Source organism: Shewanella waksmanii ATCC BAA-643, from assembly GCF_000518805.1.
Classification (GTDB): Bacteria; Pseudomonadota; Gammaproteobacteria; order Enterobacterales; family Shewanellaceae; genus Shewanella; species Shewanella waksmanii.
On the sequence record NZ_JAEH01000068.1, the window covers coordinates 1 to 14,487 of the forward strand.

General features: G+C 45.3%; 14 protein-coding genes and 2 tRNA genes. 15 read left to right on the top strand and 1 reads right to left on the bottom strand.

Going from position 1 to position 14,487, the window contains the following annotated elements; translation table 11 throughout:
- Window positions 1–293: integrase core domain-containing protein (locus L865_RS0119180; RefSeq protein ID WP_028774717.1), on the top strand; the 293-nt coding region annotated here is incomplete at its 5' end.
- Between the two features lie 43 nt (window positions 294–336).
- Here L865_RS0119180 and yhbY read toward each other — a convergent pair.
- Window positions 337–636 (bottom strand): ribosome assembly RNA-binding protein YhbY, encoded by a 300-nt coding sequence (yhbY, locus tag L865_RS0119185; protein ID WP_028774718.1) that lies wholly within the window; start codon window positions 634–636, stop codon window positions 337–339.
- Between the two features lie 91 nt (window positions 637–727).
- On the opposite strand from yhbY, the gene rlmE reads away from it, so the two are divergent.
- The 14 genes from rlmE (at window position 728) to rpsO (ending at window position 14,068) form a co-directional block, all read left to right on the top strand.
- Window positions 728–1,357, top strand: coding sequence for a 23S rRNA (uridine(2552)-2'-O)-methyltransferase RlmE (gene rlmE / locus L865_RS0119190; protein ID WP_028774719.1), 630 nt, complete (start codon window positions 728–730; stop codon window positions 1,355–1,357).
- A gap of 70 nt (window positions 1,358–1,427) precedes the next feature.
- Window positions 1,428–3,401, top strand: a complete 1,974-nt coding sequence (ftsH, locus tag L865_RS0119195; RefSeq protein WP_037471628.1) for an ATP-dependent zinc metalloprotease FtsH — start codon at window positions 1,428–1,430, stop codon at window positions 3,399–3,401.
- 136 nt (window positions 3,402–3,537) lie between these two features.
- Window positions 3,538–4,329, top strand: a complete 792-nt coding sequence (gene folP / locus L865_RS0119200; protein ID WP_051484701.1) for a dihydropteroate synthase — start codon at window positions 3,538–3,540, stop codon at window positions 4,327–4,329.
- A gap of 83 nt (window positions 4,330–4,412) precedes the next feature.
- Complete coding sequence (gene glmM / locus L865_RS0119205; RefSeq protein WP_028774722.1) at window positions 4,413–5,744, top strand: phosphoglucosamine mutase; 1,332 nt, start codon at window positions 4,413–4,415, stop codon at window positions 5,742–5,744.
- Window positions 5,745–5,945: 201 nt separating this feature from the next.
- The gene (tpiA, locus tag L865_RS0119210) at window positions 5,946–6,728 is read left to right on the top strand and encodes a triose-phosphate isomerase (protein WP_028774723.1); all 783 of its coding nucleotides are present in this window, start codon (window positions 5,946–5,948) and stop codon (window positions 6,726–6,728) included.
- Between the two features lies 1 nt (window position 6,729).
- A complete protein-coding gene (gene secG, locus L865_RS0119215) occupies window positions 6,730–7,065 on the top strand; it encodes a preprotein translocase subunit SecG (protein ID WP_028774724.1) in 336 nt (111 codons plus the stop codon).
- A gap of 94 nt (window positions 7,066–7,159) precedes the next feature.
- Window positions 7,160–7,245: transfer RNA gene (locus L865_RS0119220), tRNA-Leu, on the top strand.
- Window positions 7,246–7,348: 103 nt separating this feature from the next.
- Window positions 7,349–7,425 (top strand) — tRNA-Met (locus tag L865_RS0119225).
- Between the two features lie 158 nt (window positions 7,426–7,583).
- Window positions 7,584–8,039 carry a ribosome maturation factor RimP gene (gene rimP, locus L865_RS0119230; RefSeq protein WP_028774725.1) on the top strand — a complete coding sequence of 152 codons (456 nt, stop codon included), beginning with the start codon at window positions 7,584–7,586 and terminating at the stop codon, window positions 8,037–8,039.
- Between the two features lie 27 nt (window positions 8,040–8,066).
- The gene (gene nusA, locus L865_RS0119235; RefSeq protein ID WP_028774726.1) at window positions 8,067–9,566 is read left to right on the top strand and encodes a transcription termination factor NusA; all 1,500 of its coding nucleotides are present in this window, start codon (window positions 8,067–8,069) and stop codon (window positions 9,564–9,566) included.
- Between the two features lie 26 nt (window positions 9,567–9,592).
- On the top strand, window positions 9,593–12,265 hold the full coding sequence (gene infB / locus L865_RS0119240; protein WP_028774727.1) for a translation initiation factor IF-2: 2,673 nt from the start codon (window positions 9,593–9,595) through the stop codon (window positions 12,263–12,265).
- 61 nt (window positions 12,266–12,326) lie between these two features.
- Complete coding sequence (gene rbfA, locus L865_RS0119245; protein ID WP_028774728.1) at window positions 12,327–12,731, top strand: 30S ribosome-binding factor RbfA; 405 nt, start codon at window positions 12,327–12,329, stop codon at window positions 12,729–12,731.
- The gene (gene truB, locus L865_RS0119250; RefSeq protein ID WP_028774729.1) at window positions 12,731–13,681 is read left to right on the top strand and encodes a tRNA pseudouridine(55) synthase TruB; all 951 of its coding nucleotides are present in this window, start codon (window positions 12,731–12,733) and stop codon (window positions 13,679–13,681) included. Before rbfA ends, truB begins: the two co-directional genes overlap by 1 nt.
- 117 nt (window positions 13,682–13,798) lie before the next feature.
- On the top strand, window positions 13,799–14,068 hold the full coding sequence (gene rpsO / locus L865_RS0119255) for a 30S ribosomal protein S15 (RefSeq protein WP_028774730.1): 270 nt from the start codon (window positions 13,799–13,801) through the stop codon (window positions 14,066–14,068).
- Window positions 14,069–14,487: the final 419 nt, after the last annotated feature.

Below are 14,487 nucleotides of genomic sequence, written 5' to 3' on the forward strand. Positions count from 1 at the left end.
ACAGAGGGATACAGTACTGCTCATCTGAATACCAAGCGGCACTAGCCGCCTATGGAATGACCCCATCAATGACAGATGGATATGACTGCTACCAAAATGCACAAGCAGAGCGTGTGAATGGTATTTTGAAGCAAGAGTTTTTGCTTAATCGCTGCAGAACGATGAAAGAGCTTGGCGTTTTAATCAAGGAATCGATAGAGATTTATAATCAATTACGGCCGCACCTTAGTTTAGGAATGAAAACCCCAAATGAGGTGCATGAAAAAGCCAGTTGGGAATACCAACTGGCTTAATAAAAACCGTCAACCTATTTTAGGACTAGACACTGAGAGTGAATTACTTGGCTTTTGGCACAGCAATTTTCATCTCTTCAGACTGGCGGAATAGTACGAGTACGTGACCAATTAGCTGTACTTTTTCAGCTTGGGTTTCACGGACAATGGCGTCAACGATTGCATTTTTTAACTCTCTGTCACCAGAGGCTACTTTCACTTTAATCAATTCATGATGAGAAAGTGCATTATCAATTTCAGCCAGTACTCCTTCAGTCAGGCCGTTGCCACCAAGCATCACTACAGGCTTGAGATTATGTGCTAAGCCTTTTAAGTGCTGTTTTTGTTTGGTTGTTAAGTTCATTTATACCAACTTTATGCTGAGTTACTGTTGAAAACCCGCTATTCTACCCTTATATAGGCTTTGTGTAACTCATATTTGTTGCGGAATTTAAATGTCAGGTAAAAAACGAACAGCGAGTTCTTCCCGCTGGATGCAGGAACATTTTGATGATCATTATGTTAAGTTGTCGCAAAAACGGGGACTTCGCTCACGCGCCGCGTTTAAATTAGAAGAAATTCAACAAAAAGATAAGTTAATCCGCCCAGGTATGACGGTGGTGGATTTGGGGGCAGCGCCGGGTGGTTGGTCGCAAATTGCGGTGAAGCTGGCCGGAGACAGTGGTAAAGTTATCGCTTGCGATATCTTGCCGATGGACCCTATCGTTGGCGTTGACTTTCTTCAAGGTGATTTTAGGGAAGATAAAGTGTTAGATGCCTTACTTGAACGGGTAGGGGATGCTAAAGTCGATGTTGTACTTTCTGATATGGCACCTAATATGAGTGGTACAGGAGGTGTTGACCAACCTCGCGCTATGTATTTAGTCGAGTTGGCGCTGGATATGTGTCATCAAGTATTAGCACCCAATGGGTGTTTTGCGGTAAAAGTCTTTCAGGGGGAGGGCTTCGATGAGTACATGAAAGCGGTTAAAGAGGCGTTTAAAACCGTAAAAACACGTAAGCCAGACTCTTCGCGACCTCGTTCGCGTGAAGTCTATCTTGTGGCTACTGGGTACAAGTTATAGTAATCTATCGTTAGTACTCTAACATCAGTTTTCGAAAGACTTTAAAAGAGGTCGAGTAATTTTGAGTGATATGGCAAAAAATTTAATTCTCTGGGTTGTCATCGCTGTAGTGTTGATGTCAGTTTTTCAGGGTTATTCCCCCTCATCATCGACTACGTCGAAGATGGACTATTCAACTTTCCTAGATGATGTGCGTTCTGGGCAAATCAACACGGTTGAAGTGTTGAGCGACCAACGTACTATTGAAGGTACAAAACGTACGGGTGAAAAGTTCACCACCATCATGCCTATGTATGATCAAGATTTAATTAATGATCTTGACCGTAAAGGCGTCACAATGAAAGGCCAAGAAGCTGAAGAGTCAGGCTTCCTGACCCAAATCTTTATTTCTTGGTTCCCGATGCTGTTGTTGATTGGTGTATGGATATTCTTCATGCGTCAGATGCAAGGCGGTGGCGGTAAAGGCGCAATGTCATTTGGTAAAAGTAAAGCCAAGTTGATGAGCGAAGACCAGATTAAAACCACTTTCGGTGACGTTGCTGGTTGTGATGAAGCCAAAGAAGATGTGAAAGAACTGGTCGATTATTTGAAAGAGCCGACTAAGTTCCAAAAATTAGGTGGCCGAATCCCAACGGGTGTGTTGTTGGTGGGTCCACCGGGTACAGGTAAAACTTTGCTGGCAAAAGCGATTGCGGGTGAAGCCAAAGTACCGTTCTTTACTATCTCAGGTTCTGATTTTGTTGAAATGTTTGTCGGTGTGGGTGCATCTCGTGTCCGTGATATGTTTGAACAAGCTAAAAAGTCAGCACCTTGTATCATCTTCATCGATGAAATCGATGCCGTAGGTCGCCAACGTGGTGCCGGCGTCGGTGGTGGTCACGATGAGCGCGAGCAAACCTTGAACCAAATGTTGGTTGAAATGGATGGTTTTGAGGGTAACGAAGGTATTATCGTTATTGCCGCAACTAACCGCCCAGATGTACTTGATGCGGCACTGCTCCGTCCTGGTCGTTTTGACCGTCAGGTTGTGGTTGGCTTACCCGATGTCCGTGGTCGTGAACAAATTCTTAAAGTACACATGCGCAAAGTTCCGTTGTCTGAAGATGTTAAAGCCAGCGTCATTGCGCGTGGTACACCAGGATTCTCTGGTGCAGACCTTGCTAACCTAGTAAACGAAGCCGCCTTGTTTGCTGCTCGTGGTAATCGCCGCGTAGTAGGCATGGAAGAGTTTGAAAGTGCGAAAGATAAAATCATGATGGGTGCAGAGCGCCGCACTATGGTGATGTCTGAAGACGAGAAAGAGATGACCGCTTATCACGAAGCAGGTCATGCCATTGTCGGTTGTTTAGTGCCTGAACACGACCCTGTGCATAAAGTAACGATTATTCCACGTGGGCGCGCACTTGGTGTCACCTTCTTCTTACCTGAAGCGGATGCGATTAGCCAAAGTCGCCGTAAGCTTGAAAGCCAAATCTCTGTAGCCTACGGTGGACGTATCGCCGAAGACCTGATTTATGGTAGCGAGAAGGTGTCTACGGGTGCGTCTCAAGATATTAAGTATGCAACGTCTATTGCACGCAACATGGTTACTCAGTGGGGCTTCTCTGAAAAACTTGGGCCGGTTCTATATGCTGAAGATGAAGGTGAAGTATTCTTAGGGCGTAGTATGGCTAAAGCCAAACATATGTCTGATGAAACTGCGACAATCATTGATTTGGAAGTGAAACATATTATCGATGAAAACTATTCTCGCGCCCATACCTTCTTAACCGAAAACATGGATATTCTACATGCCATGAAAGATGCGTTAATGAAGTATGAAACCATCGATGCCAATCAAATCGATGATTTGATGGAACGCCGTGAAGTCCGCGCTCCAGCTGATTGGAACATGGATGATAATGGTTCAGATTCGAGTAATGGCAGTGGTGGTAAGACTGAGAAAGTTGTTGCCAATGAAACGACAGCTGATACAGATAGCACTGATAATGAGACACAGGCCAAACCTGATCTTAACGATGCTGATGAGTCTACTGCTAAGTAACTCTGCTATGTGTTAGTTGTTAAATGAAAACCCCGTAAGGGGTTTTCTTGTTTTAGTTATAGACATATTTAATAAGGGCCTGTTCTTGAAGATCCGCAGTAAACAAAAGCAGCTCGACCTCACTGAGCCACAAGTGATGGGGATTTTAAATGTTACCCCTGATTCTTTTTCTGACGGCGGGCAATACTCTAGTTATGAGATTGCTTGTCGCCATGCAGATGAAATGGTTAGAGATGGCGCGACCATTATCGATATTGGCGGCGAATCAACGCGGCCAGGTGCCGCTTCCGTTTCGCTGCACGATGAACTTCTGAGGGTGATTCCACTGGTTGAGTATGTAGCGAAACACCATGATGTGTGGATTTCAATTGACACTAGTAAACCTGAAGTGATGCTACAAGCTGTTAATGCTGGTGCAGATTTGATTAACGATGTATGCGCGCTTAGTCAGCCAGGTGCTTTAGCCATGGCGGCTCAATTAGATGTGCCAGTTTGTCTCATGCATATGCAGGGTAAGCCCCAAACCATGCAGAATCAACCTGAATACCAAGATGTGGTAGATGACATTGTTGCGTTTTTTACTCAGCGTATTGATGATGCATTACAAGCGGGTATTAAGCGAGAAAATATCCTCATTGACCCAGGCTTCGGTTTTGGAAAGACACTGGCGCACAATTATCAGCTACTTGCCGAACTGCGCTGTTTTAAAACTTTATCGATTCCCTTACTGATAGGTCTGTCAAGAAAGAGTATGATTGGCAACTTATTAGGCTGTGACGTGCTAGAACGAGATAATGGTAGTGCAGTGGCTGCCATGTTAGCAGTGCAAAATGGTGCCGATATCGTAAGGGTACATAACGTCAAGTTAACGGTAGAGATGTTGCGTGTGTTAGACGCGACAAATAACTATGCCGCATTAAATACTTAGTAGTGATTAGTAAGATCAGCGTAACCCAATAGTTTGCTGATAGAAGAATATCTCAATGGATGAGAATATAAGAGGTAAAGGTTGTGAGAAAGTTTTTTGGAACAGATGGTATTCGCGGTAAAGTCGGTGCGGGCAAAATGACGCCGGAATTGGCATTAAAGCTTGGCTGGGCAGCTGGAAGAGTTCTTTCTCGCTCAGGTACAAGAAAAGTCATTATTGGTAAAGACACCCGTATTTCAGGCTATCTTTTCGAGTCAGCTATGGAGGCAGGTTTATCCGCTGCTGGTCTTAATGTAATGTTGATGGGGCCAATGCCTACCCCGGCAGTCGCTTATTTAACTCGTACTTTTCGAGCAGAAGCCGGTGTGGTAATCAGTGCCTCCCACAACCCTTATTATGATAACGGCATTAAGTTCTTTTTCACCGACGGAAGTAAGTTACCTGATAGTGTTGAGCTTGAAATTGAAGCGGAACTAGAGAAGCCGTTAGTGTGTGTCGAATCGCATCTGTTAGGGAAAGTTTCTCGTATTGATGATGCGCCTGGACGTTACATTGAATATTGTAAGGGTAACTTTCCTGCCGAGCACACTTTGCATGGACTAAAAATCGTGGTGGATTGTGCCCATGGTGCGACTTACCACATTGCCCCAAATGTTTTCAGAGAGCTTGGCGCTGAAGTGATTGCGATTGGTGATCAGCCTGACGGAATTAATATTAACCATGAGGTTGGTGCAACTTCAACGGGGAAAATTCGCGAAACCGTTATCAATAGCAATGCTGATTTAGGTATCGCATTAGATGGCGATGGCGATCGTATTATGATGGTCAATCGCCATGGTAAAGTCATCGACGGTGATGAGATTTTATATATTTTGGCCTGTGATGCTCAGAACCGTGGTGTGCTTAAGGGTGGAGTTGTTGGTACACAGATGTCTAACCTTGGTTTAGAGTTAGCCCTTGGTAGCCGTGATATTCCATTTTTGCGCTCCAAAGTGGGCGATCGTTATGTGATGGAGTTACTAAAAGAAAATGGCTGGCGCATAGGCGGTGAAAACTCGGGCCATATTCTGAATCTTGATCATGGTACAACCGGTGATGGGATTGTAGCCGGCATATTAGTGCTTGCCGCAATGCGCCGTCAAAATGCGACTTTAGAAGAGTTAACTGAAGGCTTAAAGATGTTGCCGCAAGTGTTAGTTAATGTACGCTTTGAAGGCAGCAATGATCCTCTTAGTTCTGACACCGTGATGGCTGCCAAAGCTGAAGTTGAAGCAGCGCTGGGTGAAAAAGGCCGGGTGTTATTGCGTAAATCAGGTACAGAGCCTTTATTGAGAGTGATGGTTGAAGGTGAGTCTGAGTCTGAAGTGATTAAGCATGCCAACGCCATTGCCGATGCAGTGCGCGATCTGGTGTAAAAATAATTAGTGTGTGACCGTGACTGTGGCTATGTCTAATCAGCAGTCATGTCACACTTAGAATGATTTTCACCGACGCGTATCGACAATTAAGAATAAAAAGTAGACGTTCCGACCCTTTATCGGAAAAATTCGCCCTTTGGGTATTGTAAGTTTTCAAGCGGTTCGCTATTATTCACGCCGCTTTCAGAGGAGACCGTGATGGCACTTAGACGTCCTATGGTGGCTGGTAACTGGAAAATGAATGGTAATGCGCCGCTAGCGCAGGAACTATTCACCAAGTTCGCTACTAAGCTACAGAATGATTCAGCAGAAGTTGTCTTGTGTCCGCCTAGTATTTATCTAGAAAGCGTGCGTCAACAGCTAGATGCTAACAAAGAAGCCTTAAATGGCTGCCTTGTTAGAATGGGGGCTCAAAATTTGAGTCAACATGATTTCGGTGCTTACACCGGAGAGATTTCTGGCCAAATGTTGAAAGACTCAGGCTGCCGATATGTGATTATTGGGCACTCTGAACGTCGTCGCATGTACGGTGAGACAAGTGATATTGTTGCAGAGAAATTTGCGGCAGCACAAAAACATGGTTTGACCCCTATCTTATGTGTAGGTGAGTCAGGTCCAGCTCGCGAGGCTCGACGCACTTTTGAAGTGATCGCCGAAGAGTTAGATGTGGTCATTGAGAAAAATGGCACCATGGCATTTGATAACGCAATTATCGCCTACGAACCTTTATGGGCTGTAGGAACCGGTAAGAGCGCTACGCCAGAGCAGGCTCAAGAAGTTCATGCGTTTATTCGCAAACGCCTCTCTGAAGTATCTCCATTTATTGGAGAAAATATCAGGATTTTGTACGGTGGTAGCGTAACACCGAGTAATGCAGCAGATCTATTTGCTCAACCTGATGTAGATGGTGGACTGATAGGCGGTGCTAGCTTAAACTCTACCGAGTTTTTAAGTTTATGTTCGATTGCAATGAGCGCATAATATGTACGAAATTCTAATGGTTATATACTTGTTGGTCGCGATTGGTCTAGTAGGACTGATTCTAATCCAGCAAGGTAAAGGAGCTGACATGGGTGCCTCATTTGGCGCTGGTGCATCAGCAACATTATTTGGGTCTTCGGGTTCAGGTAACTTTTTAACTCGTTCTACAGCTATTTTAGCTATCGCGTTTTTCGCATTAAGTTTAACCATTGGTAACTTAAGCGCAAACCACGCAAAAGGTGAAGATGCTTGGAATGATTTGGGTGCAGCAGAAGTGACTGAACAAGTGACCGATGCAGTTGAAAGCACTCCAGCTGAAGACAAGATTCCAGATTAATCTTGTTGTAAAGCAAACGGGGCTTCGGCTCCATTGTAAAAACTCCGTAGGGTCCTCTCTCCTACAAATAAAGTAGTTTTACATAAAGATTGATGCGGATGTGGTGGAATTGGTAGACACGCCATCTTGAGGGGGTGGTGAGCTATGCTCGTGAGGGTTCAAGTCCCTCCATCCGCACCAAATTTCAACTTTTGTATATATGAAAGTTGAGATAATAAAGCAGTGACCAAGTTGCTTTGTTATTGCAAGTAAAGGCAATAGTTCTTATACTTGCAGCAGTTGACGCGGGGTGGAGCAGTTTGGTAGCTCGTCGGGCTCATAACCCGAAGGTCGTCGGTTCAAATCCGGCCCCCGCAACCAGCTTCTCAATAGTGAATGACTTTTACTATTGATTCAGGTTTTAGATAGATAACCTCGTCATTACGGGGTTTTTTGTTATCTGGACTTTTGAAAATGTCGCTTTCGGGCGGCGATGTATAGGGGCTATAAGCCCTTTTTTGTTTTTCGGGAGATCACCTTTGGCAACGTTAGAAAGCAAACTGGAACAGATGCTTATCGCACCAGTTGAAGCATTTGGCCATACATTATGGGGCTTAGAGTATGTGCAAGCAGGCAAGCACTCAGTCCTAAGATTATATATCGATAACGAAAAAGGTATTTTCGTTGATGATTGTGCCGACGTTAGCCGTCAGGTCAGTGCGGTTCTAGATGTTGAGGACCCAATATCTACCGAATATACATTAGAAGTTTCATCACCAGGTGTTGACCGTCCGCTGTTTAAAGCTGAACAGTATGCGACATACATCGGTGAGACAGTAAAGACCCAATTGACTATGCCTGTAGCGGGCAGTCGTAATTTAAAAGGTACCGTTGTCGCAGTAGAGGGGCAAATGCTCACTATTAACGTCGATGGGAACGAACTGATGGTTGCTCTGGATAATATCCGTAAAGGCAACTTAATCGCTAAGTTTTGATGGATTCAAGGTGAACGAGGCAAGAGAATGAATAAAGAGATTCTGCTAGTCGCTGAGGCGGTTTCAAATGAGAAGGCTGTACCTCGCGAGAAGATTTTTGAAGCGTTGGAAATTGCGCTAGCCACCGCAACCAAGAAAAAGTACGAAGGCGATATTGAAGTTCGTGTCGCTATCGACCGTAAGACCGGTGCATACGAGACGTTTAGACGTTGGATGGTGATTGAAGACAATGGTGAAGCATTAGAAAACCCATTTCGCGAAATCACTTTAGAAGCGGCTAAATTCGAAGATCCAGAGATTGAAGTCGGTGGTTACATCGAAGATGAGATCGAATCAGTCGTATTTGACCGTATTACCACGCAAACTGCTAAACAAGTGATCGTACAAAAAGTACGTGAAGCTGAGCGTGCTCAGATTGTTGATCAGTTCCGTGATAAAGAAGGCGAGCTAATCACCGGTGTGGTGAAGAAGAGTAATCGTGAAAGTGTCGTGGTTGATTTGGGTAATAACGCGGACGCGGTATTGTTTAAAGAAGATCTGATTTCACGTGAAAGCTTCCGCCCAGGTGACCGTGTTCGTGCGTTGCTTTATGCAGTACGCCCAGAAGCACGTGGTGCACAGCTGTTTTTAACTCGTACTAAACCAGACATGCTTATCGAGCTGTTCCGTGTTGAAGTGCCAGAAATTCAGGATGAGATGATTGAAATCATGGGCGCAGCTCGTGATCCAGGTTCTCGTGCGAAAATAGCGGTTAAATCAAACGATCGTCGTATCGACCCTATCGGTGCTTGCGTTGGTATGCGTGGAGCACGTGTACAAGCCGTTTCAAATGAATTGGGCGGTGAGCGCGTTGATATCGTGATGTGGGATGATAACCCAGCACAGTTTGTGATTAACGCCATGGCACCTGCTGACGTAGCGTCAATCATTGTCGACGAAGATAACCACTCAATGGATATTGCTGTTGAGGCGGATAGCTTAGCGCAAGCGATTGGTCGTAACGGACAAAATGTACGTCTAGCCACTCAACTATCTGGTTGGGAACTGAACGTCATGACAGTTGATGACATGAAAGCTAAGCACCAAGCAGAAAGCGCGAAAGTGATTAACTTATTTGTTGAGTCACTGGACGTTGATGAAGATTTTGCACAGGTACTTGCTGATGAAGGTTTTACTTCATTAGAAGAGATCGCCTACGTGCCAGAGTCTGAGTTGCTAGACATTGATGGTTTTGATGAAGATATCGTTGAAGCATTACGTGAGCGTGCTAAAGCCGCTATTTCTACACGTGCGCTAGCAACCGAAGAAGCCTTAGATGGGGCAGAGCCTAGCGAAGACTTATTAGCGCTTGAAGGGCTTGAAAAACACCTTGCTTACGTATTAGCAAGCCAAGGTGTAGTGACATTAGAAGATTTAGCCGAACAAGGCATTGATGATTTGATCGAGATTGAAGAATTAACAGAAGAGAAGGCTGGTGAGCTCATTATGGCAGCCCGTAATATCTGTTGGTTTGGCGAAGAAGCATAAGTCGATCAGCAGAGGGGATTGAATAAATGGCAGATACTACAGTAGAAAAACTGGCCTCAGAAGTTGGAAAAAGTGCTGACCGCTTGGTTGAGCAGTTTGCTGATGCAGGTATTAAGAAAACAAAATCTGATACTGTATCCGAACAGGAAAAGCAGCAGCTTTTGGATTTTTTGAAAAAACAACATGGTGGTGAAACCACACCGACTAAGATGACACTGCAACGTAAATCAGTATCGACACTCAGTGTCGCTGGTAGCGGTGGACAATCTAAAGACGTTAAAGTGGAAGTGCGCAAAAAGCGTACTTTCGTGAAGCGCGATGCAGCAGCTGAAGCAGAAGCACAAGCCGCGGCAGAAGCTGAAGCGAAAGCAGCTGCAGAAGCCCAAGCTAAAGCTGAAGCAGAAGCGAAGGCAAAAGCCGAAGCTGATGCCAAAGCTAAAGCTAAAGCAGAAGCTGACGCAAAAGCTAAGGCTGAGAAGGAAGCCAAAGCTAAAGCCAAAGCGGAAGCTGAAAAAGAAGCTAAAGCAGCACCTGCGGTAGAAGAAACTGCAGAAGAAAAAGCGGCGCGAGCTGAAGAAGCACGTTTATTAGCAGCTCAAGAAGCGGCAGCGAAAGCTAAAGCTGATGAAGAAGCTAAAGCGGCTGCTGAAGAAGCGCGTCGTCTTGCTGAAGAGAACGAAAAGCGTTGGGCGGAAGAAGAGCGTCAACGTAAAGAATCAGAGAAAAGTGCTGATCACCATATCACTACGTCAACCGAAGCCCGTGCAGCAGAAGACACCGCTGACATGAACGCTGAAAAACGTGGTCGTCGTCAACGCAAACCTGCTAACAAAGCCGGTAATAAGAAGCGTGGTGGCAGAGACAATCGTGGTGGCCGCAATAGCCGTAATTCACGCAATGCGCCTGAATCTATGGACCATGGCTTTAACAAGCCAGCTGCAGCGGTAACCCGTGATGTTAGCATTGGCGAAACCGTGACTGTTGCTGAACTGGCACAGAAAATGGCAGTTAAAGCGACTGAAATCATTAAGCAAATGATGAAGATGGGTTCGATGGTTACCATCAACCAAGTACTTGACCAAGAAACTGCCCAAATGGTTGCAGAAGAGATGGGTCATAAAGTGGTGCTAACTCGTGAAAACGAGCTAGAGCATCAAGTACTATCTGATCGTGATGACAGTGTATCAGTAGAGCCGCGTGCGCCAGTAGTAACCATCATGGGTCACGTTGACCATGGTAAAACTTCACTACTTGATTATATTCGTGCTGCAAAAGTTGCCTCTGGCGAAGCCGGTGGTATTACCCAGCATATCGGTGCATACCATGTTGAAACTGACAATGGCATGATCACCTTCTTAGATACCCCTGGTCACGCCGCGTTTACCGCAATGCGTGCTCGTGGTGCTAAGGCAACCGATATTGTTATCTTGGTTGTTGCTGCAGACGATGGCGTAATGCCACAGACTATCGAAGCGATTCAACACGCAAAAGCCGGTGGTGTACCACTGATTGTTGCAGTGAACAAGATTGATAAGCCAGAAGCGGATCCGGATCGTGTTAAGACTGAGCTGTCACAACATGGCGTGATGTCAGAAGAGTGGGGCGGCGAGAACATGTTTGTTCACGTTTCTGCGAAATCTGGCGAAGGTATCGATGAGCTACTAGAAGGTATCTTACTAGAAGCTGAAGTACTTGAGCTTAAAGCAGTACGTGAAGGTATGGCTGCTGGTGTTGTTGTTGAGTCTAAGCTTGATAAAGGCCGCGGCCCTGTAGCAACAGTATTGGTTCAAGAAGGTACGCTTAAGCAAGGCGACATCGTGTTATGTGGTCTTGAGTACGGTAAAGTTCGTGCAATGAAAGATGAGAATGGCCGCGCGATTACCGAAGCGGGTCCATCTATTCCTGTTGAGATTTTAGGTCTATCAGGTGTGCCATCTGCAGGTGATGAAGCAACGGTTGTACGTGATGAGCGTAAAGCCCGTGAAGTAGCACTTTATCGTCAAGGCAAGTTCCGTGATGTTAAGCTGGCGCGCCAGCAGAAGTCTAAGCTTGAAAACATGTTTGCTAACATGGTTGAAGGCGAAGTTCAGGAACTAAACTTAGTACTGAAAGCTGACGTTCAAGGTTCACTTGAAGCAATTGCTGATTCGCTCAACAAGCTGTCTACTGACGAAGTGAAAGTTAACATCATCGCTCGCGGTGTGGGTGGACTGACTGAAACAGATGCAACACTTGCTGCAGCATCGAACGCAATCATGGTTGGCTTTAACGTTCGTGCCGATGCACAAGCACGTAAGACCATTGAAGCGGAAAGTGTCGACCTACGTTACTACAGCGTCATTTATGACCTGATTGACGAAGTTAAGTCTGCAATGGGCGGCATGCTGTCACCAGAATTTAAGCAAGAAATTATCGGTCTTGCTGAAGTTCGTGACGTGTTTAAGTCGCCTAAGATTGGTGCAATTGCTGGTTGTATGGTTACCGAAGGTACCATTAAACGTAGCGCGCCAATCCGTGTACTACGTGAAAACGTAGTTATCTACGAAGGTGAGCTAGAATCACTACGTCGCTTTAAAGACGATGTTACCGAAGTGCGTAACGGCATGGAGTGTGGTATCGGCGTTAAGAACTATAATGACGTTAAAGTTGGCGACCAGATTGAGGTCTTCGAAACGATAGAAATCGCTCGAACCTTATAATCGAATAAAAGGGGCGGCATTAGCCGCCTTTTTTGTCTGTAAGATAAAATGGCAAAAGATAATGGCAAAAGAATTTAGTCGAACTCGACGCATCGCTCAGCAGTTGCAGCAAGAACTTGCGCAAGTGCTACAACGCGATATTAAAGACCCCCGTGTGGGCATGGTCACGGTCAACGATGTTGACGTATCTCGTGACTTAAATTACGCAAAAGTATATGTCACCTTCTTCGAAGAAGATCCAGAAGTCGTACAGCAGAAGCTTGAAGCACTAGAAAGTGCGGCGGGATATGTGCGCTCTTTGGTTGCAGGGCGCATGAAGCTGCGCGTAATGCCTGAAATTCGTTTTATTTATGACTCGTCATTGGTAGAAGGGATGCGCATGTCAAACTTAGTGACTAAAGTCATTAACGACGACGAAGCGAAAGCCAATAAGCATGTTGATGATACGGACCAGGATAAACAGTAATGGCACGTAAACCTCGGGGGCGTTTTGTTGATGGTATCGTCTTACTAGACAAAGATACCGGCATGAGTTCCAATTTTGCTTTGCAGCGAGTCAAGCGCATCTTCAATGCTGCCAAAGCAGGGCATACTGGTGCACTAGATCCATTAGCAACTGGGATGCTGCCTATCTGTCTAGGTGAAGCGACGAAGTTCTCTCAGCACCTGTTAGATGCGGATAAGCGCTATCTAGTCACGGCTAAACTGGGCGTTAGAACCGACACCAGTGACTCTGATGGTGAAGTCGTGCAAGAGCGGCCGCTAAACTTCACTCAGCAGCAGTTAGAGCAAGCATTAGAGCATTTTCGTGGTGAGAACATGCAAGTGCCTTCTATGTTTTCAGCGCTGAAATATCAAGGCCAGCCTTTATATAAGTACGCGCGCGAAGGAATAGAAGTACCGCGTGAGGCTCGGCCGATTAACGTCTTTGAGCTTAACTTTATTAAGCTTGAAGGCGATGAGCTGACTTTAGATATTCATTGCTCTAAGGGCACTTACATTCGGACCATCACTGACGATCTTGGCGAGATGTTAGGTTGTGGAGCGCACGTTATCATGCTTAGGCGCACACAGGTCGCTGGTTACCCTTATGACAAGATGGTGAATCTAGCGCAGTTAGAAGCAATGCTTGCCGATGCGCAAGAGCGTGAGGTCGCACCTAAAACTGTATTAGACCCATTGTTGCTACCTATGGATACCGCGGTAAGCGATCTAAAAGAGATCAATGTGTCTGACGAGCTAAGCCCGTATTTAATGAATGGTAATCCTGTTACCGTTGCCAATTTGCCAGTAGATGAACTTGTGCGTATTACCTTAGGTGAAGCACGTAAGTTTGTTGGCATTGGCGAGATGAACAATGATGGTTTGCTCGCACCTAAACGGCTGATTGTCGTTAGAGAAACCCCAGCGGAATAAAGCGCGCTGCAACGCCAGCTTAAGCTTGCGTATTAGCGTTATAATAGGTATTATACCGCGCTCTCTTTGGCTGAGTTAGTGATCGGCTAAAGCATATTTACTATTTTGGAGAAAAACATGTCACTAAGTACAGAAGCAAAAGCAAAAATCTTGGCTGAATTCGGTCGTGGTGAAAACGACACTGGTTCTACTGAGGTTCAGGTAGCTCTTTTAACTGCACAGATTAACCATCTGCAAGGTCACTTTAAAGAGCACATCCACGATCACCACTCACGTCGTGGTCTGCTTCGTATGGTTAGCTCTCGTCGTAAGCTTCTAGCTTACCTTAAGCGTACTGAAAACGTTCGCTACCAAGAGCTTATCAAAAAGCTAGGTCTACGTCGCTAATATTGCATTAGTGCTGTAGATACAAAGGGGAGGCTTAAGCCTCCTTTTTTGTGTCTGAAATTTGGTGTTTAGCTCATCAAAACAGCAGCTGTTGCATGATTTTATCATTGGAGGACAGCACTAGATGTTGCCATGATAACGGTTAATTGAGTTGCAAGTGGCGATTGTGGGTAGGGCACTGTTAAGTAGGTTACGCAGGTTACGTAGCTAGCCTTTTAAATCCTGCAGGCGTTCAAATCTCAAAACTCAAATCACTTGGCTTTAATACCAATCAGTATAAACATTTAGTCACTCAGCGAGAGTTTAGCGGTTCTGAGGTAAGGTCCTTAAATGCTCCTGCATTAATGACATTCACCACATCCATGTGGTTTGCAACGAGTGAAGAGCATAGTTATTCTACGGTTAAGCTCGTTAACACA